The 22,695-nt window shown below is 38.6% G+C and carries 24 protein-coding genes, 5 tRNA genes and 1 pseudogene; 22 read left to right on the forward strand and 8 right to left on the reverse strand.

Features of this window, described 5'->3' with window-relative positions; translation table 11 throughout:
• Nucleotides 1-21 precede the first annotated feature (21 nt).
• From MLC35_RS01525 to tkt, 4 genes are read left to right on the forward strand one after another with little or no spacing between them, the layout of a single operon-like run.
• On the forward strand, nt 22-315 hold the full coding sequence (locus tag MLC35_RS01525; protein WP_346389203.1) for a YbaB/EbfC family nucleoid-associated protein: 294 nt from the start codon (nt 22-24) through the stop codon (nt 313-315).
• Nucleotides 316-1,296 (forward strand): DUF7488 domain-containing protein, encoded by a 981-nt coding sequence (locus MLC35_RS01530; protein WP_434637467.1) that lies wholly within the window; start codon nt 316-318, stop codon nt 1,294-1,296.
• A 19-nt stretch (nt 1,297-1,315) separates the two neighbouring features.
• Complete coding sequence (locus MLC35_RS01535; RefSeq protein ID WP_346389205.1) at nt 1,316-2,164, forward strand: polyprenyl synthetase family protein; 849 nt, start codon at nt 1,316-1,318, stop codon at nt 2,162-2,164.
• A 2-nt stretch (nt 2,165-2,166) separates the two neighbouring features.
• Entirely contained in the window at nt 2,167-4,089 is a 1,923-nt protein-coding gene (gene tkt, locus MLC35_RS01540) for a transketolase (RefSeq protein WP_434580914.1), read from the forward strand.
• Between the two features lie 3 nt (nt 4,090-4,092).
• On the opposite strand, the gene MLC35_RS01545 is transcribed toward tkt, so the two are convergent.
• The 6 genes from MLC35_RS01545 to MLC35_RS01570 all read right to left on the reverse strand — a co-directional run bounded on the left by MLC35_RS01545 (nt 4,093) and on the right by MLC35_RS01570 (nt 12,136).
• Nucleotides 4,093-5,202: a GGDEF domain-containing protein gene (locus tag MLC35_RS01545; RefSeq protein ID WP_434637469.1), complete on the reverse strand. Its 1,110-nt coding sequence runs from the start codon at nt 5,200-5,202 to the stop codon at nt 4,093-4,095.
• 72 nt (nt 5,203-5,274) lie between these two features.
• Nucleotides 5,275-7,167, reverse strand: coding sequence for a putative bifunctional diguanylate cyclase/phosphodiesterase (locus MLC35_RS01550; RefSeq protein WP_434637471.1), 1,893 nt, complete (start codon nt 7,165-7,167; stop codon nt 5,275-5,277).
• Nucleotides 7,167-7,592: a hypothetical protein gene (locus MLC35_RS01555; protein WP_434637473.1), complete on the reverse strand. Its 426-nt coding sequence runs from the start codon at nt 7,590-7,592 to the stop codon at nt 7,167-7,169. The genes MLC35_RS01550 and MLC35_RS01555 overlap by 1 nt, the downstream gene beginning before the upstream one ends.
• Complete coding sequence (locus MLC35_RS01560) at nt 7,592-9,487, reverse strand: TonB-dependent receptor plug domain-containing protein (RefSeq protein ID WP_434637475.1); 1,896 nt, start codon at nt 9,485-9,487, stop codon at nt 7,592-7,594. Before MLC35_RS01560 ends, MLC35_RS01555 begins: the two co-directional genes overlap by 1 nt.
• Before the next feature lie 97 nt (nt 9,488-9,584).
• On the reverse strand, nt 9,585-11,132 hold the full coding sequence (locus tag MLC35_RS01565; RefSeq protein WP_434637477.1) for a SagB family peptide dehydrogenase: 1,548 nt from the start codon (nt 11,130-11,132) through the stop codon (nt 9,585-9,587).
• A gap of 95 nt (nt 11,133-11,227) precedes the next feature.
• Nucleotides 11,228-12,136, reverse strand: a complete 909-nt coding sequence (locus MLC35_RS01570) for an AEC family transporter (protein ID WP_434637479.1) — start codon at nt 12,134-12,136, stop codon at nt 11,228-11,230.
• A 27-nt stretch (nt 12,137-12,163) separates the two neighbouring features.
• Between MLC35_RS01570 and MLC35_RS01575 the strand changes: the two genes are divergently transcribed.
• The 4 genes and pseudogenes from MLC35_RS01575 to MLC35_RS01590 all read left to right on the forward strand — a co-directional run bounded on the left by MLC35_RS01575 (nt 12,164) and on the right by MLC35_RS01590 (nt 14,517).
• Nucleotides 12,164-12,484: a thioredoxin family protein gene (locus MLC35_RS01575; RefSeq protein ID WP_434637482.1), complete on the forward strand. Its 321-nt coding sequence runs from the start codon at nt 12,164-12,166 to the stop codon at nt 12,482-12,484.
• 91 nt (nt 12,485-12,575) lie between these two features.
• The gene (locus tag MLC35_RS01580; RefSeq protein WP_434637484.1) at nt 12,576-13,085 is read left to right on the forward strand and encodes a PAS domain-containing protein; all 510 of its coding nucleotides are present in this window, start codon (nt 12,576-12,578) and stop codon (nt 13,083-13,085) included.
• A 247-nt stretch (nt 13,086-13,332) separates the two neighbouring features.
• Nucleotides 13,333-14,049: pseudogene (locus tag MLC35_RS01585) on the forward strand (methyl-accepting chemotaxis protein); the annotation flags it as partial.
• A gap of 81 nt (nt 14,050-14,130) precedes the next feature.
• A complete protein-coding gene (locus MLC35_RS01590) occupies nt 14,131-14,517 on the forward strand; it encodes a CZB domain-containing protein (RefSeq protein WP_434581615.1) in 387 nt (128 codons plus the stop codon).
• Here the strand turns inward: MLC35_RS01590 and MLC35_RS01595 are convergent.
• Nucleotides 14,507-15,256 (reverse strand): TrmH family RNA methyltransferase, encoded by a 750-nt coding sequence (locus MLC35_RS01595; protein ID WP_434637486.1) that lies wholly within the window; start codon nt 15,254-15,256, stop codon nt 14,507-14,509. The genes MLC35_RS01590 and MLC35_RS01595 overlap by 11 nt on opposite strands.
• 12 nt (nt 15,257-15,268) lie before the next feature.
• On the reverse strand, nt 15,269-15,997 hold the full coding sequence (locus MLC35_RS01600) for a YaaA family protein (protein ID WP_434637488.1): 729 nt from the start codon (nt 15,995-15,997) through the stop codon (nt 15,269-15,271).
• A gap of 86 nt (nt 15,998-16,083) precedes the next feature.
• On the opposite strand from MLC35_RS01600, the gene MLC35_RS01605 reads away from it, so the two are divergent.
• The 14 genes from MLC35_RS01605 (at nt 16,084) to rplL (ending at nt 22,501) form a co-directional block, all read left to right on the forward strand.
• Nucleotides 16,084-16,866, forward strand: coding sequence for an MBL fold metallo-hydrolase (locus tag MLC35_RS01605; RefSeq protein ID WP_434637490.1), 783 nt, complete (start codon nt 16,084-16,086; stop codon nt 16,864-16,866).
• 55 nt (nt 16,867-16,921) lie between these two features.
• Nucleotides 16,922-16,998 (forward strand) — tRNA-Thr (locus tag MLC35_RS01610).
• A gap of 60 nt (nt 16,999-17,058) precedes the next feature.
• Nucleotides 17,059-17,143, forward strand: a tRNA-Tyr gene (locus tag MLC35_RS01615).
• 7 nt (nt 17,144-17,150) lie between these two features.
• Nucleotides 17,151-17,226 (forward strand) — tRNA-Gly (locus MLC35_RS01620).
• Between the two features lie 153 nt (nt 17,227-17,379).
• Nucleotides 17,380-17,454: transfer RNA gene (locus MLC35_RS01625), tRNA-Thr, on the forward strand.
• 90 nt (nt 17,455-17,544) lie between these two features.
• Complete coding sequence (tuf, locus tag MLC35_RS01630) at nt 17,545-18,744, forward strand: elongation factor Tu (RefSeq protein ID WP_434637492.1); 1,200 nt, start codon at nt 17,545-17,547, stop codon at nt 18,742-18,744.
• A gap of 45 nt (nt 18,745-18,789) precedes the next feature.
• Complete coding sequence (gene rpmG / locus MLC35_RS01635; RefSeq protein WP_151901156.1) at nt 18,790-18,942, forward strand: 50S ribosomal protein L33; 153 nt, start codon at nt 18,790-18,792, stop codon at nt 18,940-18,942.
• 143 nt (nt 18,943-19,085) lie between these two features.
• A tRNA-Trp gene (locus tag MLC35_RS01640) sits at nt 19,086-19,161 on the forward strand.
• 71 nt (nt 19,162-19,232) lie between these two features.
• A complete protein-coding gene (secE, locus tag MLC35_RS01645; protein WP_151901155.1) occupies nt 19,233-19,412 on the forward strand; it encodes a preprotein translocase subunit SecE in 180 nt (59 codons plus the stop codon).
• Nucleotides 19,413-19,422: 10 nt separating this feature from the next.
• On the forward strand, nt 19,423-19,950 hold the full coding sequence (nusG, locus tag MLC35_RS01650; protein WP_418640972.1) for a transcription termination/antitermination protein NusG: 528 nt from the start codon (nt 19,423-19,425) through the stop codon (nt 19,948-19,950).
• A 112-nt stretch (nt 19,951-20,062) separates the two neighbouring features.
• Nucleotides 20,063-20,488: a 50S ribosomal protein L11 gene (rplK, locus tag MLC35_RS01655; protein ID WP_151901153.1), complete on the forward strand. Its 426-nt coding sequence runs from the start codon at nt 20,063-20,065 to the stop codon at nt 20,486-20,488.
• Between the two features lie 64 nt (nt 20,489-20,552).
• Nucleotides 20,553-21,245 carry a 50S ribosomal protein L1 gene (gene rplA, locus MLC35_RS01660; protein WP_434637495.1) on the forward strand — a complete coding sequence of 231 codons (693 nt, stop codon included), beginning with the start codon at nt 20,553-20,555 and terminating at the stop codon, nt 21,243-21,245.
• A 218-nt stretch (nt 21,246-21,463) separates the two neighbouring features.
• Entirely contained in the window at nt 21,464-21,949 is a 486-nt protein-coding gene (gene rplJ, locus MLC35_RS01665; protein ID WP_151901151.1) for a 50S ribosomal protein L10, read from the forward strand.
• Between the two features lie 180 nt (nt 21,950-22,129).
• The gene (gene rplL, locus MLC35_RS01670; protein ID WP_151901150.1) at nt 22,130-22,501 is read left to right on the forward strand and encodes a 50S ribosomal protein L7/L12; all 372 of its coding nucleotides are present in this window, start codon (nt 22,130-22,132) and stop codon (nt 22,499-22,501) included.
• Nucleotides 22,502-22,695 lie beyond the last annotated feature (194 nt).

The raw sequence follows: 22,695 nt of genomic DNA on the forward strand, positions 1-22,695 counted from the left end.
TGATGAATGTGAGATGTCATAGTGTTTGGTAATCTTGGCGATATGGGCAAACTCCTTGAAGGAATGCAGGAAAATGCTGCAAAACTTCAAGAAGAGCTGGCAAATAAAACTTTTAGTGTCAAAAGCGGTGGAGGGATGATTGAACTCACCCTCAACGGCAACGGCGAAGTCATTGATCTTAATATTGATGAAGAGCTCTTAAGCGACAAAGACTCCCTGCAGATTTTACTTATAGGCGCCATCAATGATGCAAATAAAATGGTACAACAAAATCAACAAAACAGTGCTTTGAGTATGTTTGGCGGGCTCAAATAGGTGCTTCGCCTGTTTCTCATACTGCATCTTTTCTTTTTCAATGTTTATGCCTGTAAAGGCGGGTATGATTTTTGTGTCAAAAAAGCAAAAGATGCAAAAATCATACATGGCAGGGCACTTTTTATTCCTGTCGAAAAAAATCATCGTATTGTCTTTTCCCGACAAAAACCCCAATCAAAAATTTTAAAACATGACCCCTTTTTGTCTCTGTATCTTATCGAAGAGAAAACCTCTTTTGCCTATCCGTATGATCTGAATATGCGTTTACAGCTTGGAACTGCTATAGTCAATGCCGAGGAAGCCAAAGAAGGAAGTATGCTGATACATCAGGTAGGACTCGACTTTTTTGGAAAATACAGTCAAAAACTTTCTTTGCCGGCTATCATTAGCAGCAGTTGCTGCTCTTTGGAAGCTGTTGTCAGTAAAAAAGGGGTGATAGAAAAAGAGTATCTGCAGTATTTTCTCAAAACAGAAAAGGTCCGTTATGCTGACATCGGTGTTCGTGTAAATGATGCAAACAGGTCAGTAGTCGTCATTGCAAGTGATCCCTATATGCCGGACAATCCTTTTAAAAAAGGTGACTGTATCCTGTATTACGACAACAAAAAAGTGAAAAATGCCGCATCATTTATGAGAAAAGTTCTTTTTGGTTCTTTGGGAGTTAAACACACGGTGCAGATAAAGCGTGGAGGAACGTTGCTGACTTTTGAAGTGCAGAGCAGGCAAAGATACGGCGGTGGTTTTTTGAGTGATACCTTCTTGGAACAAAAAGGGATCTATTTTGATGAGGGTTTACATGTAAGCCGGTTAAAAAAAGCCTTTAAAAACTATGGACTCAAGAGTGGAGACAGACTCATACAGGTGAACGGCATCACTGTAAAGAACCAGGAAGAACTGCGAAAATATATAGAAAACTTTAAAGACTGCTCTTCTTTGTTATTTGAACGCAATAACTTTCAGTTTTTTGTAAAGATTAAGTAGAAAAACAATACAATTTCACATGCAAAACTTCGAACAATTTTTATTAGACAACTTACCGACATCACAAAGTATTCATCCTACATATGAGCGTGCTTTGCAAGATATGCTCAAAGCAGGCGGAAAAAGATTTCGTCCTGCATTGCTGCTGGGTGTTGTCAAAGCCTACAACCCTCTCATGCTTGAATCTGCAAACCATGCAGCCCTGGCTATAGAATTTTTACATACTTATTCGCTTATTCATGATGATCTGCCGGCTATGGATAATTCTCCACTGCGCCGCGGACATCCGACTTTACATGTAAGCTTCGATGAAGTAACGGCAATATTGGCGGGGGATGCTTTAAACACCTATGCCTTCGAGTTTTTGTCCAATGCTCCTTTTTCTGATGAAATACGGGTAAAACTGATTCGTGAGCTTGCAAGCAACGGAGGACTGGGCGGCATGGTGCTGGGACAGGCTATAGACTGTTATTTTGAAAACAAGCCTTTGAAGATAGAAGAGATTAAGATCTTGCATACCAACAAAACAGCAAAACTCATTGCCGCCTCTTTGAAGATGGGCGCTGTTATTGTCGGGCGTGATGATATGGCAGAAAAGTTGTATGATTTTGGGATTAAACTCGGATTGCTGTTTCAAATTCAGGATGATATTTTGGATGTCACACAAAGTTCAGACGAAGCAGGAAAGCTGACAAACAATGATGAAGAGAAAAACAGTTTCGTAACGATACTTGGACTGCAAACGGCAGTAAGAGAGGCAGATGCTTTGGCAGATGAGCTCAACAGTGAAATGTGTAATTTTGATGAGAGCTTGTCAGGCGAGTTGTCACCTTTATTAACAAAATACATAAACAGGCACAAGGAATAAAAATGAATGAAAATGCAATGCGTCAAAAGATGGCGAATACGATAAGATTTTTAGCAGCAGATATGGTACAAAAAGCAAATTCGGGTCATCCGGGCGCGCCTATGGGATTGGCCGATATTGCAGTGGTTTTGAGTGAACATCTCAAGCATAACCCTAAAAATCCTTCATGGCTGAACCGTGACAGACTTGTCTTTTCAGGCGGGCATGCAACAGGGCTTATCTACTCCCTCTATTATCTTTGGGGATATGGCTTGACGCTTGATGATTTAAAGCAGTTTCGTCAGCTTGATTCAAAAACACCGGGACATCCTGAATACGGACACACTGAAGGCATAGAAATCACAACCGGTCCGCTGGGGCAGGGAATCGCCAATGCGGTAGGTTTTTCTATGGCATCAAAATATGTCGGTGCACAGGTGAATTCGGATACAGCGAAACTGATTGATCACACTGTCTACTGTCTGTGCGGAGACGGTGACCTGGAAGAGGGTATCTCTTATGAGGCATGCTCTCTTGCGGGACACAACAAACTGGACAATCTTATTCTTATTTATGACTCAAACCGTATTACCATCGAGGGCAATACTGACTTAAGTATCAGTGAAGATATCCGAGCACGTTTTGAATCGCAGTGCTGGGAAGTACTTGAGTGTAACGGGCATGACTATGATGAGATAGACGCAACAATTGCTCAGGCAAAAAAAGCAGACAGACCGGTCCTTATCATTGCAAATACTATTATAGCCAAGGGAGCAGGTCCTCTTGAAGGTTCTCATCATGCCCACGGGGCACCGCTTGGTGAAGATGTGATTGCAGATGCCAAAAGAGGTGCAGGATTTGATCCTGAGAAAAAATTCTTTGTGCCTGAGGATGTGATGGTACGTTTTCGATGTGCCGTTGAAGCGGGTGATCTGGCAGAACGCGAGTGGATACATTCGCTTAAAACTGCTCCTTTAATGGAACAGAATGAAGCACTTGAGGCACTCCTGAATCATGACTTTTCAAGAATACAATGGCCGGTTTTTGAAAAAGCCGATGCAACAAGAAATACAAATGGAAAAATTCTCAATGCCATAGCCAAAGCGATTCCCGGTTTTATCGGCGGTTCGGCGGATTTAAGTCCTTCAAACAAAACATATTTGAATGATATGGGTGTTTTTCCAAAAGGAAAAAATATCTATTTTGGTATTCGCGAGCATGCGATGGCGGCTATTGCCAATGCAATGGCATTGTATGGTCCGCTCATGCCGTTTACTTCAACGTTCTTTGTATTTTCGGATTACCTCAAGCCTGCTGCAAGGATTGCGGCACTGACAGGCATTCAGCAGTTCTTTGTATGGACGCATGACAGTATCGGTGTTGGAGAAGACGGCCCGACACATGAACCGATCGAGCATCTTTCACAGTTCCGTGCCCTGCCGAACTTTTATGTGTGGCGTCCGGCTGACGGTGCTGAAAATGTTGCAGCATGGAAAACAGCATTGACAATGAAAAAATCTCCGTCTGCTTTTGTATGTTCCCGCCAGGGTCTCGCTATTGTCCCTGCTCCGGTAAAAGGGGAAATAAGCCGCGGAGGGTATCTGCTGGCAAGTGATGAAAATGCTTCGCTGACGCTTATTGCTTCAGGAAGCGAAGTGGAACTGGCACTCAAAACAAAAGAGGCACTGAATGAAAAAGGTCTTTTTGCCAATGTTGTTTCTGTTCCGTGCTATGATTTGTTTATAGAACAGGATCAGGACTATATCGATGAAATTATTCTTCCGGATACAAAAAAAGTAGCCATTGAAGCGGCGCGCGGACTGGAATGGTACCGTTTGGCGGATGAAGTCATCGGCATGGATACTTTTGGTGCATCAGCACCGGCAAAAGAACTGTTTGAGAAATTTGGTTTTACAGTAGATGCCATACTGGAAAAAATCAAATAGACTTTATGAATCCTGACTGACCAGGCTTCTGTTGCGGCCGCTGTATTTGGCGGCATACAGAGCCTTGTCGGCATATTTATAGAGTAAATCAATATTTTTATCACCATCAAGATGCTCAAGGGTGGCGATTCCTATACTTACAGTCAAAAAATCTGATATTTCAGAGGCTTTGTGCTCTATTTTCAGATTTTCTATAATTGCAGTGAGTTGAGATACCCACTGATGTGTTTTTTCTTTTTCGTTTGAAAGAATGATACCCGCAAACTCTTCCCCTCCGAGCCTGAAAACAAAATCATCGCCTCTTTGTATGTGTTCTCGGAGTACATTTGCTACCTGTATGAGCGTTTCATCACCTTTTATATGCCCGTAATAATCATTATAGTATTTAAAATAATCAATATCCAAAATAAAAAAAGTGATATAAAGATCCTGGCGTTTTGCCAAAAAAGAGAGTTTGTTGATCATATTGTCATAATATCTTCTGTTGTACAAACCGGTGAGCTGATCGGTAACAGACTGCTGATGCAGCTCTTCGCTTCTTTGGCGCTCTTTGGCTCTTGCAAGCTGTAAGTCCTGTTGTGCCGCATCCAAAAGGGCTTCATAAATATACATACAAAGCGTGAGAATTGTAGAAGCAAGGACCAGTCGTACCCAGTCTGTAAAGTGCCACTCTCCTCCATTCCATACATTGATGTAATGGTAGGAAAGAGCAAAAAGAAAGGTATAAAACAGGAGTGAAAAATACAACCCGGCTTTTTTGCCGTTACTGATAATGGCAAAAACAGGAACAAAAATAGTCCAGATTAAAGAGAAATGAGAGGCCTGTGAAATATATGCAAAAACAAGAAAAAAGACAACAACATTGAAAGTCACTATACGGACAGACAGAAGAATATTGCCCGTTTTTTGCATATAAATATAAGAGAGTATGCTGACTACGGCAGAGACGGAGTCTATAATCGCTGCCCAGTACTGCCCAATGAGAAGGTTGATACAGGCAAAAAGTGAAAAGAGAACAATAGTGGCAATCAAGGCAAATTTTATAACAACAGAACGTCTGTTGCAAAAATCACTCTCTTTTTCCAGGATAAAAAAATCTAATATTTTATTCATGTAATAATTATATCACAATCATCACATCTTTTTTATATCGGGGGAGAAAAAATTTTAATTTGAACTGAAAATTTATAAAATACTGATTGTCGCTTCGGGCTTGCCCAGATAATATCCCTGCGCATAATCAATATTCATATCTTCAAGGGTTTTTAAAACACTTTGCGAATGGACAAATTCAGCCACAGTTTCAATGTTGAGTGCGTTTGTCAGAGTGAGAATAGACTCTGTAATTGATTTAGAGATGTTTGATGTATCTATATTTTTGATAATAGAGGCATCTATTTTGACAATGTCTATCGGCAGTGACTGAAACAGTGTATAGTTGGCAAATCCGCTTCCAAAATCATCTATAGCTATTTTTACACCGCAGGCTTTAATTCTTTGCAGGTTTTTTATAAATATTTCACTTGAATTATCGAGTGGTTCATACTCCAGTAACTCTATAATAAGCCAGTGGGCATATTCTTTGTTTTGTTCCAATTCATTGAGAATCAGTGAAAATATATTTTTGTCAATAATATCCGAAAAGTTTAGATTGATACTTATAGAAACTCTGTTTTCTTTGATTTTTTCAAAAACAATGCCTAAGATAGTTTTTGTCAGTAAATTGTATATGTTCGTATGCATGACAACCGGCAAAAATTCCATCGGGGGAGTAATACTGCCGTCTCTGTTTTGAATTCTCACAAGTGCTTCGTATTTATGAATTTTTCTGCTTTTTATATGGAAAATAGGTTGATAGTAGCAAACAACTCTTCCCTCTTCTATTGCTTCTTGTACCTCATACACCGGAAGGAGTCTCTGTTTTCCTGCTTCTTTTTGCCTATTTACAGCATCTAATACAACTTGGTTGCGCCCGTCTCTTTTGGCGACATAGAGCATTTCGTCTGCATGTTTGATAGCATCACTTACCGTTTTAAATGTTTGCGGTCTACATGTAACGCCTATGGAAACAGTGATGCGAAGATCCTGGTTGTTATAATGAAAATTTGTAGCAGCAATATTTTCTCTGATTCTCTTTGCAACCTTGCATTCAGAAGCCAGACCGCTGCTTTTTTTGATAAATATGATAAACTCTTCACCGCCGAAACGGATGAGCCTGTCTTCATCACGGATTGTACTTTTTATAATTTTGGAGACTTCCTGAAGTATTTTATCCCCTGTCTGGTGTCCGTATGTATCATTGACCTGCTTAAAGTGATCTATATCCACCATCAGTATTTTATAGTTTTCTATCTGTATATTGTTTAAAAATTCCCGTAAATAGTTTCTGTTGTATGCTCCGGTAAGCGGATCTGTAAGATTTTCTTTTTTTGTTTTATAAGTAAAATAGAGTTGCAGCAGTATGACAATAAACATGAGAAAAATAGCGGCAAAAATTGAAAAAAGGATTGTCTTCAGCGGTAACAATGCTTCATGTATCTGTTTTTCTATATTGTTTGAAAAATCTATGGCAATTATCGCTTGCGTTTTTCCGTGTATTACAACAGGATAAAGATAGGTAACCCAAAGAGTTTCCACTTGTTTGTGATAAAAAACATGACTGCGGGCATTTTTCCAGACCTGATCCCATATCTCTTTGTTTACATGCAGTTTCTCTCCAAATTCGCCTTTGTCCTTTTTGCTGCCGTCGAGGAGATATCTGTAGGTTCCCGTTTCATCTCTGTAGAGCACAAAAACATATTTGTAAGTATCTGTTGCAATCAGGCTTATTTCCCGTTCCAACTCTTCTCTGAGATACTCTCCCTCAAAAAGTGCATCAAAAAAATTTTCATCTTGCGGCAGCTGCTGTGTTATCTCACGGGATATGTTTTTTGCAAATTCGTTTGCCTGCTGTATAAAGAGTCTGTTGACGTTTGCAGATAATTTTTGTGTCGTATGCTGCAGCGAAAAATAGAGATATCCGATACCAACAGCGATTAAAATAAAAATAAAAAAATATATTTTTGCTAAATTTTTCATCAATAGTCCTCAATATATTCAGACATTGATTTTGGAAGCGTTATATGATATTTTTCCAAATTCCGTTTTATAAAAATAATGTTCGGACGCCCTTTTTGCCAATAAAAACCACCGATAAGACTCTTTTTGTATTTTTTGAATGTTTTATAGTTTGTGGCAAATTTCAAACCATTCAGGTTGCTGGCATTTTCACCTGTACCTAGCAGTAATATATCTGCCTGCGCAGGTGCTGTGACCAGTTGTATATCTTTTGTTTTTGTAAAAATTCTGTTTGTTGTCTGTGAGTCACTCCATACATATACAACATTTTTGCCCGGAAAAAGCGCCTGAAAAATTGTCTGATATATCTTCAATTCATATTCAATTTGCGAAGCTGATAAAAGCTCTGTTAAAAACAGGAAAAGTAAAAGGTATTTTTTCATCATTAAAATGTGTACTCCACATTCAGAAAAAACTTCTGGTCAGTCACAGGAATCGCGTAGGATACCCCTCTGTATGGCAAAGCAAAGCCGCGGTTTAATATGTTTTCACCCCGGAGGCCTACAGAAAAATCGTTTGAGTAGTTGTATTTTACAGCAGAGGTAAAGTCAAGACTGGCTTTTGTATATATATTGTAAAGTGTATAAGAACTCCGATAAATCAGTTCATTGTAAAAATCAAATTTTTTGTACCTGTTGTAAGCACGGATTGTTGTTTCAAAAGCAGGTGAAAAGTTTGTATCTTTACTGTTTCGCCCAAAGTCAATATTGCATACAATTTTATTGTCAAGATCAAACTTATATCTGTAACCCATTTCCAGGAGCTCTTTGTATATGTCCTCCTTGCTGTTTACCCAGCCATATACCGTGCTCGGATCATAAACAAGTGTATCTTTGAGCGTGGCATGAACAAATTCCAGGGAGAATTTATGCTTTTTGGAGAGATCCTGATAATAGACTCCTGTTGTAAAGAGATCCATTTTTGGCGCATTAAGTTGAGGATTTGCCCTGTATGGAATATTTTGGGGATTGTAGAGTTGATAAAAAGCAAGGGGAATGTATGTTTTACTGTATGAAAATTTAAATCGGGCCCTTCCTGCGGCTTTGACAAAACCGATTTTTGCAAGGTATTCATTCTGCGATTTTACATCTTTTTGATAACGAAAAAAATCTCCTTTCACAGAAGCCAAAATATGCGTGGTATCGTTGACTGCATAGGTGTCTTCTGCATAGAGAGAAACCAAATTCAGGCTGTTTGAGAGTTGGTTTTGGTGTCTGTATGTCAAAGCGGTGTCATAATAGTCGCCTTTGGCCGTAAAAGCTTTATATTTGTAAAAAGATCCTATAAAAAGAGTATTGGCATCGTTTTGAAACTTTTTTTCCAAAATGACAGAAAAGATGTCATCATTAAATTTTATATTGTAGCTATTGATGAGAGGGGCATTGGCAATGCGTATGCCGTTTTCATCATTGTATTGTCTGTTGTATTCAAGGTTGTCGTAGGAGATTTGCAGTTTGAGTCTCTTGGGAAATTTTTTTGTAAGATGTATGTATAACTGTTGGGCATCAAGTCCTCCTCCCTCGGGTGTTTTGTGTGTTCCTATCCCTATAAAACTGTCATTTTTTTTATAATATTTTCCAAATTCCAGTTTATAATCTTTATAGCCGAGAGAGCCGTAAAGATTGTACCCTTTTTTATCACTTTTAAAATCATATGTTTTGTTGTTATAGGTGTTATGATACGTTTTTCTGCGTATATTGTCACTGTTGGCATAAGCAAAATAGCTTATACCGTTTTTTGTGATGTCTGTTGTATAGATGTTGGCATCATAACCTCCTCGCGAATCGCCTATCATCCTTACTTTTGAACCGTTGTCACGCGCCGCATCTTTTGTGTAGAGTTTGACAATGATTGAAGCATTTTCATTTCCAAACTCCATGGAAGAGGTTGCTTTGTAAATTTCTATGTGGTCAATATACTCTATAGACATCTCGCCCCAGATTAAAAACCCGCTTCCAAAAGAGCTGGATGTCATATCATGGTCATTGATGTAAATTCTTGAAAAAGTGACAGGTGTACTCTGGGCAGAGGCCGTTGTAAAAAGTGTCAGGTTGTTTGCCCCTCTCTTGAGATAGAGACCCGGTACTGTTTTTAAAACATCCAGAAGGTTATGTGCCTGCATTCTTTCAAGGTCTTCTCTTGTATATATCTCAAGAAATCCCGAGGTGTCTCTTTTTGTTACTTTTGAGAGATCAGACTCTTTTTTGTAGGCATCAAGCAGAGAATGGAGCTCCTGGGAAAAAAGTGCTGTACAAAAACCTATCACAAATAAAAATTTCATTTTTCCGCTCTCCTCATCGTTTTACCGTTTACCATTAAAAAAAGCAATTATAGGGAAGATCCACTTAAAACATATTAAAACAAAATACAGTCGGATTTTAATACGCCGGTGTCGTCTCTATTCTGGAGTCAACATAACCGCGGCCTACCGTAAAATGGTAGAGACTCTGGTAGAGATTGTTTTTGAGTCCCAATACATTAACATTCATCAGATCATCCAAAAAGCAGCCGATGCCTGTGCCGGAGAGTCCGAGTGATGTGGCTTCAAGATAGAGCTGCTGTCCTATCATGCCGCACTCCCAGTAGAGTTCTTTGTATCTGTGGGCATTAAAGGCAAGCAGTTCTTCGGAGTATCTGCATATCATCCCCAGAGAGAAAGCCCCGTCACTGGCTATATCCTGGTTGCAGCTTATGATTTTGGAAGCTTTGGTAAAATCAGCTGTTTCCAATAGGTAGAGGTTTTCAAAGTCTGTTTTTTTCCAAAGAAATGTATCATGAAACTCTTTTTTGAAATGTTCTAAATCTTTTTGGTTTCTTACATGTAAGTAGAGTCCCTGGGCATACTCTTCTACCCGGTGAACAAATATTGCCAGGTGGGCGGCATTGGCTTTGCCGTCAAGCGAGCAGTCTACCGACTTTAGAAGTGTATGAAACTGTTTTTTGGAAATTTTGGATTTTTCTTTATCCATTACATGGACACTTCTTCTGCCCAGTACAACCTCTTTTGACTCACGGCTCGGCTCTCTTGCAACCTTGCATCTGTCTGTCTGTACCTGTGGAATCTGCATCACTGAAGTTGCTTTTTCAACTTCATCTATAATTGTCCACTCATATACTGAAGGGCTGAGCTTGTTTGCTGTGCCTTCATATTTGTTTGGAAGCGCGTCTGTCAGCGGTGCAACATCCAGGCCTGGGGAAATATCTTCTTTGGAAACAATCAAAAGCATATCAGGCTTTTCCTCTTCAAAAAATCTGTTTTTTTGGTCAAGCCCGATGATTTTCGCTATTTGCGCATCACTGACACTCTCAACTCTTGTAATCTTCCAGCCAAGCATTTTTGCAGATACTGCAAGTGCCTGCCAGGCATGTCCCGCATCGAGTTGGACATAACGAAAGGCACGCTCTCCGTACTTCCATGCTTCACGCCAGGCAATGCTTGAAAGTGCAACGACAAAACTCTCTTTGGGGAGGGTGTCAAAAAAATCACTCTCAAACTCAGTCAGAATTTCCAAAGAATGGTTTTTTGGCGCATAATGGGCTACGGTGCTTTTTGTATTTTCCGATATCGGAGGCAATACAAGATAGGCCTCTGTGGGATGCAGGTTTCCGCTTGAGGCATTACACCGTACAGCCCAGGAACTGCCGCCGGAACTTTTCCATGCGGCAATGCCCATAGAAAACTGCAACAGTTGAGACAGGGACTCTAACATCAGTGGTGCAGAGGGTAATTCCTCATCCAAAAGAGAATAGGGCGGTGTGGGATTGTCAAAACTCAATGCAAGTGCTATGCTCTTTGTCCCCTGATACATACGAAAAGGATCAGGCTGTGTCGCCCAGTCCATATAGCCTAAAGATTTTGCATATCTTTTTTGGGAGTGTTTGGTTGTTTCATGGTAGTGAAACAGTGTCTGGAGTTCTTTATTCATGCCCGGAGTGTAATATTTTTTGCTTAAAAGTTTCCAGCGTTTTAAAAATTAATTTTTTAAAGTAGCTTTTTTTAATGCAATCAACGCACTCATCGTTAAAGATATTTGAGTATGGAAACACCAAAAAAGACAACCCCCAAAAATAAAACAGAAGAGAGAAACACCAAAGCCGTCACAAGTTTGGGTTGACAATCATAGAGTGAAGCCAGGTTGACATTGGCAACGGCGAGCGGCATCAGCAGTTCTATAAATATAATGCCTTTTATCATCGGTGCCAAATCGATATTGTATAAAATGACAAAAGCAACAAGCGGCAGCAGGACAAATTTGAGTGACATAACCCAGCCAATGAGTTTTTTGTTGATTGAGCGTATTTTAATGTCATACATGTAGATGCCAAACAAAAACAGCTGCATGGTCATAGAAGCATAGGCACCCATCATCAGCATATTCATAACGGCATCCGAGGGTGTATAATGATTGACACTGAGTACAATGGCAATGATTGCTGCCCAGAGAATAGGGAGTTTGAAGATGTTTTTCAGGGATGTTTTGGCATCAAAATTCCCACGCGAATAAAAATAAACCCCTACAGTGTAGACAACAAAAACATTCACAAGGTTGACAACCGTTGTGTAGGGAATGGAAGCTTCCCCGAAAACAGCTATGTTTAAAGGGATGCCGAGATTGCCTGTGTTGCCTATGACGGAAGCAACCATGGCAATGGAGTACTCTTTTTTGTCTGCAAACAGTTTTACGGCAAAAAGAGCAGACAACACAAGCACAAGCACAACAATGACAAGGTAGACAGCAGGGGCATAGAGCAGTGTAATATCTACAGGATGCAGCAAAAGCCCCCAAAAAGTCAAAAAAACCTGAAGAAAATAGACATTTAACAGTGTAATGGTTCTTTCGTCTATCTGTTCTTTAAAGCTGCGTTTGGCGATGTACCCCATCACAATAAAAACATAAATACTTAAAATTGAAAAAATAATTGAACTCATAAGGGAATTATACAGTATAATTTTATTATGAACACAATAGAAAACATAGAAAAAACAATACAAGAAAATCCGGCAGTAATGCTCTACTTCTCTGCGCCTACATGTAACGTATGCCATGCGCTCAAACCAAAACTGCTTGAAGCGATAGATAGAAATTTCAAAGAATTTACCATTGTAACTGTTGATATTTCAGTTGAGCAGGAAATAGCGGCACATTTTAGTGTTTTTGCAATTCCTACGATACTCGTTTTTTTAGACGGCAGGGAATTTTTACGAAAATCCCGTCATATGAGTGTGGATGAGGTTATTCGGGAGATACGCCGTCCTTATGAAATTATGATCTCTTAATATCCTTTTGTAATATTATATAAAATAATACAATGTTTGTAAGCTTCTTGTAACCTTTTTAACATATAATTATCTTTTGAAAGGATAAGCAGTGAATAAAATTGTTCCGAGAAATAACGAAATAACACTCGCAGAAGATGAGTTTATAGTTTCTAAAACTGATACAAAAGGAAAAATTCTTTACGGGAATAAAATTTTTATAAAGATTTCCGGTTATGAAGAAAAAGAGTTGCTTGGCCAGCCCCACTCAATACTGAGACATCCTGATATGCCTAAGATTATCTTTAAACTGCTTTGGGAGAGACTCAAAGCGAAAAAAGAGATATTTGCCTATGTGAAAAATCTCTCCAAAGACGGTTCCTATTACTGGGTATTGGCAAATGTCACAGTCACTATGGGAAAAAACGGAGATGTTATTGATTACCATTCTGTAAGGCGTAAACCCTCTGCCAGGGCAATGGCGGTCATTCCGGAGCTTTATGCACAGTTGCTGCAGGAAGAAAAAAGATCAGGAATGGCTGGCTCCGAACAAATGCTTGACGCACTACTCCATGAAAAAAGGACAGGGTATGATGATTTTATCTTCCATTTACAGCACTAAGCAAACACTTTCTCTCTATATGCTTTTAGGTGCCATATTGATTTACACATTGGTTACAGGACAGTATATATTTGCAGGAGCAGTATTTGCCGGACTTATCTCAACATTGCTTTTATCACTTGCATCAGGTGATATCTGCGATAAAATATTCCAGGATGAGCTGGTTCGACAGATCAGAGATGTGCTTCTCAAGGCTGGCAAAGGAGAGCTTTCTTATAGAATTACAAATATACCCGATACCCATATAATGCAGGGAGTTGCATGGGGAATCAATGATTTGCTTGATCAAACAGAACAGTATATCCGTGATGTGATTGCTTCGATTGAAAATGCAAATGCGGGATATAACAACAGAATAATCTATGAAAACGGATACAGAGGAGAATTTCTTGCATCCATTCCTGCGCTCAACCATGCCATTACGTCTATAGGAGTATCTCACAAAGCTGCACAAAAAACAAATCTTGGAGAAGTTTTTGATGTCAACAGTAATGGGGGTGTGACACGTGGACTGAATATTATTCAAGAAGATATATCTGATAATCTGGACATATTGCAAAGAATTGCACACAGTACACAAGAGACGGCAGAGGAAGCAACAGAGTCCAAAGTTGTGGTGAATAATATTACAAACAGGCTGGAAGAACTTATCACACTTATTACAAATTCAGATGAAGTCATTCGTGCTTTGAATGAGCAGACAGGTGAAATCAATACTATTGTTGATTTGATTAAAGATATTGCAGACCAGACAAATCTGCTGGCACTCAATGCTGCTATTGAAGCAGCGCGTGCCGGAGAGCACGGGCGAGGGTTTGCTGTAGTAGCCGATGAGGTAAGAAAACTGGCAGAAAGAACACAAAAAGCAACCCAGGAAATCTCTATTACAACCAATACACTCAAGCAGGAAGCGGATGATATCCAAAACAACTCTATGCAGATTACTGATCTTGCAATGCGTTCCCAAGAAGATGTTTCAAAATTTAACAATACACTCAACAGCTTTGCAAACAAAGCAAATGAATCAGCATATGAAGCTGTATTTATGTATGACTCACTCTATACCAGTCTGGCAAAAGTAGACCATATTATACTCAAGCACAAAGCCTACAAGGCGCTTTTAGATGAAAATGAAGCAATGGCAAAAGAGTTTGTTGATCACAATAAATGCAGAATGGGACAATGGTACAATACCGATGCAAAACAGAAGTTTGGACATACAAAAGCCTATAAAGAGCTGGGAAATGTTCATAAGAGAGTCCATGATAAAATATTTGAAGTAATGCGCTGTGTGCCTGAACATACCTGTATTACGAAAGAAAACCAGGATAATGTTATAAGCGGATTTAAAGATATGGAAGAAGCGAGTTTTAAGATGTTTGATCTCTTTAGAGCAATGGTAAGAGAAGGTAACCCCAAGGTTACGCTTTAAAGGCAATCAGTGATGCCGTAACGGCAACATTGAGTGATTCTACACCTCTGTTCATGGGAATAGAGACAGAATCATTGCAGAGTTTTTCCACTGCATCACTGACGCCTTCGTTTTCATTCCCCAAAACATAGACGGTTTTTTTATCTTCTCTGATATCGTTGAGAGCAGTTTTTGCATGGGAGGAGAGCGAATAGATTTTTGCTTCTTGAAGTTGCGGCAATATCTCTTCAAGTGTATTACAAAAGTAGACAGGCAGTTTAAAAAGCGTGCCGGCACTTGCTTTGACAACAAGAGGAGAAATTTTTGCCGAGTTCTTCTTTGGCAGAATGATACCGTCAATATTTCCTGCAGCACACGAACGTATAATCATTCCTAAATTTTGCGGATTTTGTATACCGTCAAGTGCAATGAGTCTGTATTGCTGCAGTTCTTTTATTTTGTTTACATGTAAATATGTTTTAGAAGCTATATCAATGGCTACTCCCTGATCCTGTTTCGCATTTTTGCTTATGCGTGAAAGAGCGGCTTTGTTATGTTTCACTGTTTCGATATTACGCTCTTTTGCAAGTAAAAGAATCTTTTTTATTGCTCCGTCAGGTTTGTTTGAATCTGCCAGATGCAGTTTGTGAATTTCAATAGAACTGTCTTGGAGTATTTCTACAACGACATTTCTTCCGTACAAGGTAATGATTTTTTCAAAAAAAGCTTTTTTTTCTTTATACTCTTGAGAGTCTTTCATATTGTGTTTCTCCTATTCTATTATATTGTATACAATTTCTTTTTTTAGTTTTTGCTCTGTAATCTCGTGAACCTGTAAATTTTCTATCTCAAGTTTCATAAAATCATTCAGAGAGTTTACACCGGCTTTTGCAATTTCACGCAAAACAATTCCCCGATAGGCTTTTGCCCAGTGTGAAACTGTTTTTCCGTTTTTTAAAAATTTCAGTGTTGTATGCGGTTGCGTGAGTTTGTAAAATTTATTATAATAGCCTGCCCGTAAATCTAAAATATCATTGCCTCCAAGATATAAATCAAGCTGGTAGGAAAAACGTTCTTTGTAAAATTTATCCGGTGCAATATCACCGATACTGTTTCCCTGTTTGACTTTATAGTTTGCAATTACATCACCACCGAGTACAGGACCGTAAAGATTTGAAAATATAAGAGTATTGTTTTTGAGATGCTCTTGCGCACTTTCATTGAGTTCAGCATATTTCAGGTAGTCATAGGCTACACCCTGATAGCGTTCTATCGCACACATCAAAGCAGAATTGTATATGTCGTTTATGTATGGCCGGCATTCACTGAATTTTTTAAAACCAAAAAGTTGTTTTATTTTTTCTTCATTAGCACTTAATACTATAGTATTATAAGCGTCCAAAATTTCTTTCCTTGCATTTAATGCACCAAAAAGGTCTTTTTTCTTTTCGTTTCCGCCGCTCTTTTTCCCTTCTGATGGAGAAAATAATATTTTTAACATTATTTATATACCTTTGTAAAAACTGTTAATGCAATTATATCTACATAAATGCTATAATATTTCCAAAACAGCAAAAAGTGTATAAAATGTATGAAAACATCATAAAAATTTTAGGTGCCTATGGAACTAAAGCCAAAGGTTTTGGAACAACATCCTTTATGTTGGATGCCGCAACTGTGATTGATGCCGGAAACCTTTTAAATGCTTTGGCCGAGAACTCTTTACATGTAGAGTATATTTATTTAACACATTCTCACCTTGATCATATAGCGGATATAGCTTATATTGTAGACAACTATTTTTTACAAAGAAGAAAAACTTTGCATATCATAGGCTTGCCCCAAACAATACAGGCATTAAAAAAACATTTTTTTAATGACATAATATGGCCGGATTTTTCCAAAATTCCTTTGGAAGGCTCAGAAGAAATGAGCATCAGATACAGAGATATACATTGTAACGAGAGATATACACTCAATAACAAAACAACTATTATGCCAATTGAAACGGACCATACGGTTCCGAGTTGCGGCTATATTTATAAAGTAAACAACAAAGGAGTACTTATAACGGCAGATACACTCTCTCTTGAAAATATTATAAACAGACTGAACAATGACAGAGAAATAAAGTCGCTTGTTATTGAATGCTCTTTTCCATCAAATATGGAAAAACTAGCAATAGTAAGCAAACACCTGACACCAAAACTGCTTTTTAAAGCATTGCAGAAATTACAAAGAGATGATATAAGACTCTATATTAACCATATCAAACCGTCATATTTAAAAGAGATTACTGAAGAAATAGAAGAATTTGGGAGAAATTTTAGGCCAATTCTACTAAAAGACGGTGATTTTATAAATTTCTGAGAAAAACCCTTGACATTGAATTTGTTTTGCACTATAATTCTGGCTCAAATTCGATGCCGACATAGCTCAGTTGGCTAGAGCAGCTGATTTGTAATCAGCAGGCCCGGGGTTCAAATCCTCGTGTCGGCACCATTGAATTTTGAATATTAGAAACAGTGTTAGACCAGAAAAACATTTTATAAATGTACACGTGGTGGGATAGTCAAGTGGCCAACGACGGCAGACTGTAAATCTGCTCCCTATGGGTTCAGAGGTTCGACTCCTCTTCCCACCACCACTCATATGCGGGTGTAACTCAGTGGCTAGAGTTCCTGCCTTCCAAGCAGGCTGTCGAGGGTTCGAATCCCTTCACCCGCTCCATCTGAGATTCTGGAAGCTGAAGTATAATTTCTATCTTACTTCATACAATCTGTATATTTGTAAAATATATATTTATATAGAATACTCTAATCACAAAAAAACTAATATCAAAATAAAAGAATTATTCAATTATTGCTTAATATAATCTCGTTTGCTCTCGTGGCTCAGGGGTAGAGCACTTCCTTGGTAAGGAAGAGGTCGGCGGTTCAAATCCGCTCGTGAGCTCCATTTAAGTAAAATTATGTTTTAATTAAGCAATAATTGAATGATTTTTGGGTATAATTCCATTTCAATTCAAAATTAAAGTCGGAGAACATTATGGCAAAAGAAAAGTTTGAACGTAACAAACCCCATGTTAACATCGGTACAATTGGTCACGTTGACCACGGTAAAACAACATTAACAGCAGCTATTACTGCAGTACTTGCAGTTAAAAATGATGCAAAATTTATGGATTATGATGCAATCGATAATGCACCTGAAGAAAGAGAGCGTGGTATCACGATCGCTACTTCACACGTAGAGTATGAAACAGACAACCGTCACTATGCGCACGTTGACTGTCCTGGTCACGCGGATTATGTTAAAAACATGATTACAGGTGCTGCACAAATGGACGGTGCTATTCTTGTTGTTTCTGCAGCGGATGGCCCAATGCCACAAACTCGTGAGCATATCCTTCTTTCAAAACAAGTTGGTGTTCCGTACATCGTTGTTTTCATGAACAAAGAAGATATGGTTGATGATGAAGAGTTGTTAGAGTTGGTTGAAATGGAAATTCGTGAACTGCTTGATATGTATGAATTCCCGGGTGATGACACTCCAATCACTGCAGGTTCAGCATTAAAAGCTCTTGAAGAAGCAAAAGCAGGTAGTTTGGGTGAATGGTCTGAGAAGATTGTTGAGCTTATGAAAACTGTTGATGAGTATATTCCTGAACCAGAACGTGAAACTGACAAAGATTTCTTAATGCCTGTTGAAGATGTTTTCTCAATCTCTGGTCGTGGTACAGTTGTTACTGGACGTATCGAGCGTGGTGTTATTAAAGTTGGTGAAGAAGTAGAAATCGTTGGTATCCGTGATACACAAAAAACTACTGTAACCGGTGTTGAAATGTTCCGTAAAGAAATGGAGCAAGGTGAAGCCGGTGACAACTGTGGTATTCTTGTTCGTGGTATTGCGAAAGATGAAGTTGAGCGTGGTCAAGTACTTTGTAAGCCGGGTACAATTACACCTCACACTAAATTTACTGCAGAAATCTATGTTCTGAGTAAAGATGAGGGTGGTCGTCATACTCCATTCTTCAATGGTTACCGTCCACAGTTCTACGTACGTACTACAGACGTTACCGGAGCAATCACTTTACCAGAAGGTACTGAGATGGTTATGCCAGGTGATAACGTAAGTATTACTGCTGAGTTAATTCACCCAATTGCAATGGAAAAAGGTACTAAGTTCGCTATCCGTGAGGGTGGACGTACAGTTGGTGCCGGTGTTGTTGCAGAGATTCTTGCATAATTAGCCTTTGGCTAATATGCAAAATCCTTTAAAAGGTTCCTTAATATGAGAGAAGCAATACACTTGGGTTGTGAGAAATGTACAAGACGTAATTATCACACAACAAAAAACAAAAAGACTCACACTGAGAAATTTTCAGTACGTAAATACTGTAAATGGTGTAAAGAGCACACAATTCACAAAGAGATGAAACTGTAATAACAGTTCATTTTTTTGTAACAAATGAAGGCACTAGTGCCGCGGGCTTCCTGCCGAAGGAAACTCAGCGTTAGCGTAGATATCGGGACTTGTTCCGATGTCGTCACTATTAAATAATTGGTGCCTAAATTTTGTAAAAATTTAGGCGTATAGCTCCAATGGTAGAGCACCGGATTCCAAATCCGGGTGTTGGGAGTTCGAGTCTCTCTACGCCTGCCACACATTTATTATAAGTAGAGCAGATCTGCTTTATTTATAACAAATGACATTTCAATATATGGAAAAGATAGATGAATTTAAGTAAAGTAATAAGTAACGCAAGACTGGAACTGAGCAAAGTTATCTTTCCTACCAAAAGTCAGGTAAAACAGGCATATATAGCAGTTGTTATTGTAGTTTCTGCAATAGCAGCATTTCTTGCATTGGTTGACTTGCTTATGTCATCTGTTATGTCTGCAATTTTAGGTTAAGGAGTAAAAAATGGCACATCAATGGTACTCTATACAGACCTATGGCAGTGACAGAACAGTGAGAGATGCAATCTTTAATATGATAGAAGAACATGGTCTGCAGGACCATATTACCGATGTAATAGTTCCTACAGAGGATGTTATTGAAGTAAAAGACGGAAAGAAGAAGGTGAGTGAAAGATCTTTGTATTCCGGTTATGTGTTCGCCCGTATAGATTTAAATACAGAAATTCAGCATATGATTCAGTCAATACCGAAAGTATCAGGTTTTATCGGGGAGGGAAACACGCCTACACCTTTGAGCGAACATGACATTAATGTTATTTTGGATCGTGTGAACAACCGTGCCGCACCAAAACCAAAAGTATTTTTTGATAATGGTGAAACGGTACGTATTATTGACGGACCTTTTGCCAACTTTACGGGAACAGTTGATGAGTATGACCTTGAACACGGCACTCTTAAGCTGAATGTTTCAATCTTTGGCAGAGCTACTCCTGTAGATATTTCTTACACACAGGTAGAAAAAATAATCTAATCAAGAACCCTGCTACGCTAAGGCTAGGTTTTAATTTTTTGAAACTTAACCTTAGCGTAGTAAACTGGACCTCGTTTGGATTACGTAATTAAATAATGAAAAAGGACAAAAAATGGCAAAAAAAGTCATGGATTATATCAAGCTACAAATAGAAGCTGGTAAAGCTAACCCGGCTCCACCAGTAGGACCTGCATTAGGACAACGTGGTGTTAATATCATGGAATTCTGTAAAGCATTCAATGAAAAAACAAAAGATAAAATGGGATTTAAAGTTCCTGTTATTATTACAGTTTACAATGACAGAAGTTTTTCTTTTGTTACAAAACAACCACCTGCTTCTGAACTTTTAATGAAAGCAGCCGGACTGAAAAAAGGAAGTGACAATCCTCTTAAAAATAAAGTTGGGTCATTAACTCGTGCACAGCTTATGGAAGTTGTAGAAGCTAAAATCGAAGATTTAAATACTGACGACAAAGAGATGGCTGCAAATACTTTGGCTGGTTCTGCCCGTTCAATCGGTATAGAAATAAAAGACTAGTAAAAACAATCATCGACCACAGTGATTTCAAAATTATGTGGCAGAATTAATATGGAGATTTGTAATGAGCAAAAGATATAAACAATTATTAGAAAAAATTGACAAAACAAAATCATACAGTGTAGAAGAAGCTTCTGCAACAGTAAAAGATTTAAAAAGTGCAAAGTTCGATGAAACAGTTGAAATTGCAATGAACTTGAATGTAGATCCTCGTCACGCAGACCAAATGGTTCGTGGTGCTATCGTTCTTCCTCATGGAACCGGTAAAACAGTTCGTGTTGCTGTATTTGCCAAAGGTGCCAAAGCTGATGAAGCAAAAGCTGCAGGTGCAGACATCGTTGGAACTGATAATTTGGTTGCACAAATCAAAGAAGGTATATTTAACTTTGATGTTGTTGTTGCAGCACCTGACTGTATGGGTCTTGTAGGTCAAATTGGTCGTATTCTTGGGCCAAAAGGATTGATGCCAAATCCTAAAACTGGAACTGTAACACCTGATGTTGCAACAGCTGTGAAAAATGTCAAAGGCGGCCAGGTTAACTTTAGAGTTGACAAAAAAGGTAATATCCATGCCGGTATAGGGAAAGCAAGCTTTGAAGCTTCTCAAATAGCAGAGAATTTAACAACATTTCTTTCTGCAATCAATAAACAAAAACCTGCCTCTGCAAAAGGGCGTTATATTAAAAATGCAGCATTGAGTCTAACTATGAGTCCTGCAGTTAAACTTGATGTTGTAGAGTTGGCAGATATCAAATAAACGGGCTAAAGCCCCTCATAGGAAAAAACCAAATTTTTTCCTATGCTGAAATAAAAGTTTTTATTGTAGTATAAAATATATATTACAATAAAGATTTTCATTTTGGAAATCTGAATTACTTGGACTAAAGATAGTTGGGGGTATCTGCCGTGTCGGCAGTGAACTTAATCGTACCCTTTCGCCCCGCTTGAAGTTATGTCTGGAAAGGAGAACTATATATGCTTAAGTCAAAAAAAGCTGAAGTAATTGAGCAGTTAACTACTTCATTTGCCAATACTACGGCAGTTGTTATATGTGACTACAAAGGTTTAACTGTAAGTGAACTTGAAGAGTTGCGTAAATCTGCTCGTGCAAAAGACACAAGTGTTCAGGTTGTTAAAAATACTTTAGCAACAATTGCACTGAATAATGCTGAGATGAGTGGTGTTGAAATCAAAGATACAAATATTTTTATTTGGTCTGATGATGTTATCAATGCTGCTAAAATCGCGGCTGATTTCGCCAAAGATCATGACAAGTTCGTGATTAAAGCCGGTTATTTAGATAAAGAACCTGCAGACGTAGCTAAAATCGAAGCATTCGCCAAACTTCCTGGTCGTGATGAACTTCTCGGTATGCTTGCTGCTACCTGGATGGCTCCAATTACAAATATGGCAATTGGAATCGATGCTTTACGCAAAAAGAAAGAAGAAGAGGAAGCATAGTCTTTCACTTTTATGAAATGAGGTTACGATTTAAAATCGTTAATGGGAAAATCGTGCTGGCACGATGAGCCTCCCGCTGAGGGAAACCTAGTGTTAACGTAGATAGGAGAATTACTTCTCCTGTCGTCATTAACAAGTAAAAGGTTTCCTTAATTTTTAAAAAAAATAAAGGAGCTTAATATGGCTGTTACTAAAGAAGATGTATTAGAGTTTATTTCTGGACTTTCTGTTTTAGAATTATCTGAACTTGTTAAAGAGTTTGAAGAAAAATTTGGTGTTTCTGCACAACCTGTTGCTGTTGCCGGTGTTGCCGGTGATGCTGGTGCTGCTGCTGCTGAGCAGACTGAATTCAATGTTGTTTTAACTGATGTCGGTGCGAAAAAAATCGGTGTTATTAAAGCGGTTCGTGCATTAACTGGTCTTGGACTCAAAGAAGCAAAAGAAGCATGTGAAAGCTTACCGTCTACAATCAAAGAGGGTGTAGATAAAGAAACTGCTGAAGAGGCAAAAGCTGCTTTAGAAGAAGCTGGTGCTACAGTAGAAGTTAAGTAGTCTTAACTTAAAAACAAAGAGGGTTTTGTCCCTCTTTTTTGGGCGCTTTAGCGAAGAGAACGGACTCTCTTGGCTAAAGTGCCCTTATGTCGTTTATAAGCACTATAAAAAAATCTCTTAATAGCTAAGAGTAAAACAATCTATCTGGTGACGACTGGATACGATATGCTTGAACTTATCAAGTCCCTAATTAA

Source organism: Sulfurimonas sp. NW7 (assembly GCF_051132265.1).
Taxonomy (GTDB): Bacteria; Campylobacterota; Campylobacteria; order Campylobacterales; family Sulfurimonadaceae; genus Sulfurimonas; species Sulfurimonas hydrogeniphila.

Bases quoted from the DNA above. Each gene is read 5' to 3' on its own strand.
- MLC35_RS01600 (WP_434637488.1), bottom strand. From the start codon at position 15,997: ATGTTAAAAATATTATTTTCTCCATCAGAAGGGAAAAAGAGCGGCGGA.
- rplK (WP_151901153.1), top strand. From the start codon at position 20,063: ATGGCAAAAAAAGTCATGGATTATATCAAGCTACAAATAGAAGCTGGT.
- secE (WP_151901155.1), top strand. From the start codon at position 19,233: ATGAATTTAAGTAAAGTAATAAGTAACGCAAGACTGGAACTGAGCAAA.
- MLC35_RS01575 (WP_434637482.1), top strand. From the start codon at position 12,164: ATGAACACAATAGAAAACATAGAAAAAACAATACAAGAAAATCCGGCA.
- MLC35_RS01550 (WP_434637471.1), bottom strand. From the start codon at position 7,167: ATGAAAAATTTAGCAAAAATATATTTTTTTATTTTTATTTTAATCGCT.
- MLC35_RS01535 (WP_346389205.1), top strand. From the start codon at position 1,316: ATGCAAAACTTCGAACAATTTTTATTAGACAACTTACCGACATCACAA.
- MLC35_RS01565 (WP_434637477.1), bottom strand. From the start codon at position 11,132: ATGAATAAAGAACTCCAGACACTGTTTCACTACCATGAAACAACCAAA.
- MLC35_RS01595 (WP_434637486.1), bottom strand. From the start codon at position 15,256: ATGAAAGACTCTCAAGAGTATAAAGAAAAAAAAGCTTTTTTTGAAAAA.
- MLC35_RS01560 (WP_434637475.1), bottom strand. From the start codon at position 9,487: ATGAAATTTTTATTTGTGATAGGTTTTTGTACAGCACTTTTTTCCCAG.
- MLC35_RS01545 (WP_434637469.1), bottom strand. From the start codon at position 5,202: ATGAATAAAATATTAGATTTTTTTATCCTGGAAAAAGAGAGTGATTTT.
- tuf (WP_434637492.1), top strand. From the start codon at position 17,545: ATGGCAAAAGAAAAGTTTGAACGTAACAAACCCCATGTTAACATCGGT.
- tkt (WP_434580914.1), top strand. From the start codon at position 2,167: ATGAATGAAAATGCAATGCGTCAAAAGATGGCGAATACGATAAGATTT.
- MLC35_RS01605 (WP_434637490.1), top strand. From the start codon at position 16,084: ATGTATGAAAACATCATAAAAATTTTAGGTGCCTATGGAACTAAAGCC.
- rplL (WP_151901150.1), top strand. From the start codon at position 22,130: ATGGCTGTTACTAAAGAAGATGTATTAGAGTTTATTTCTGGACTTTCT.
- MLC35_RS01555 (WP_434637473.1), bottom strand. From the start codon at position 7,592: ATGATGAAAAAATACCTTTTACTTTTCCTGTTTTTAACAGAGCTTTTA.
- rplJ (WP_151901151.1), top strand. From the start codon at position 21,464: ATGCTTAAGTCAAAAAAAGCTGAAGTAATTGAGCAGTTAACTACTTCA.
- MLC35_RS01590 (WP_434581615.1), top strand. From the start codon at position 14,131: ATGTATGACTCACTCTATACCAGTCTGGCAAAAGTAGACCATATTATA.
- nusG (WP_418640972.1), top strand. From the start codon at position 19,423: ATGGCACATCAATGGTACTCTATACAGACCTATGGCAGTGACAGAACA.
- rpmG (WP_151901156.1), top strand. From the start codon at position 18,790: ATGAGAGAAGCAATACACTTGGGTTGTGAGAAATGTACAAGACGTAAT.
- MLC35_RS01570 (WP_434637479.1), bottom strand. From the start codon at position 12,136: ATGAGTTCAATTATTTTTTCAATTTTAAGTATTTATGTTTTTATTGTG.
- rplA (WP_434637495.1), top strand. From the start codon at position 20,553: ATGAGCAAAAGATATAAACAATTATTAGAAAAAATTGACAAAACAAAA.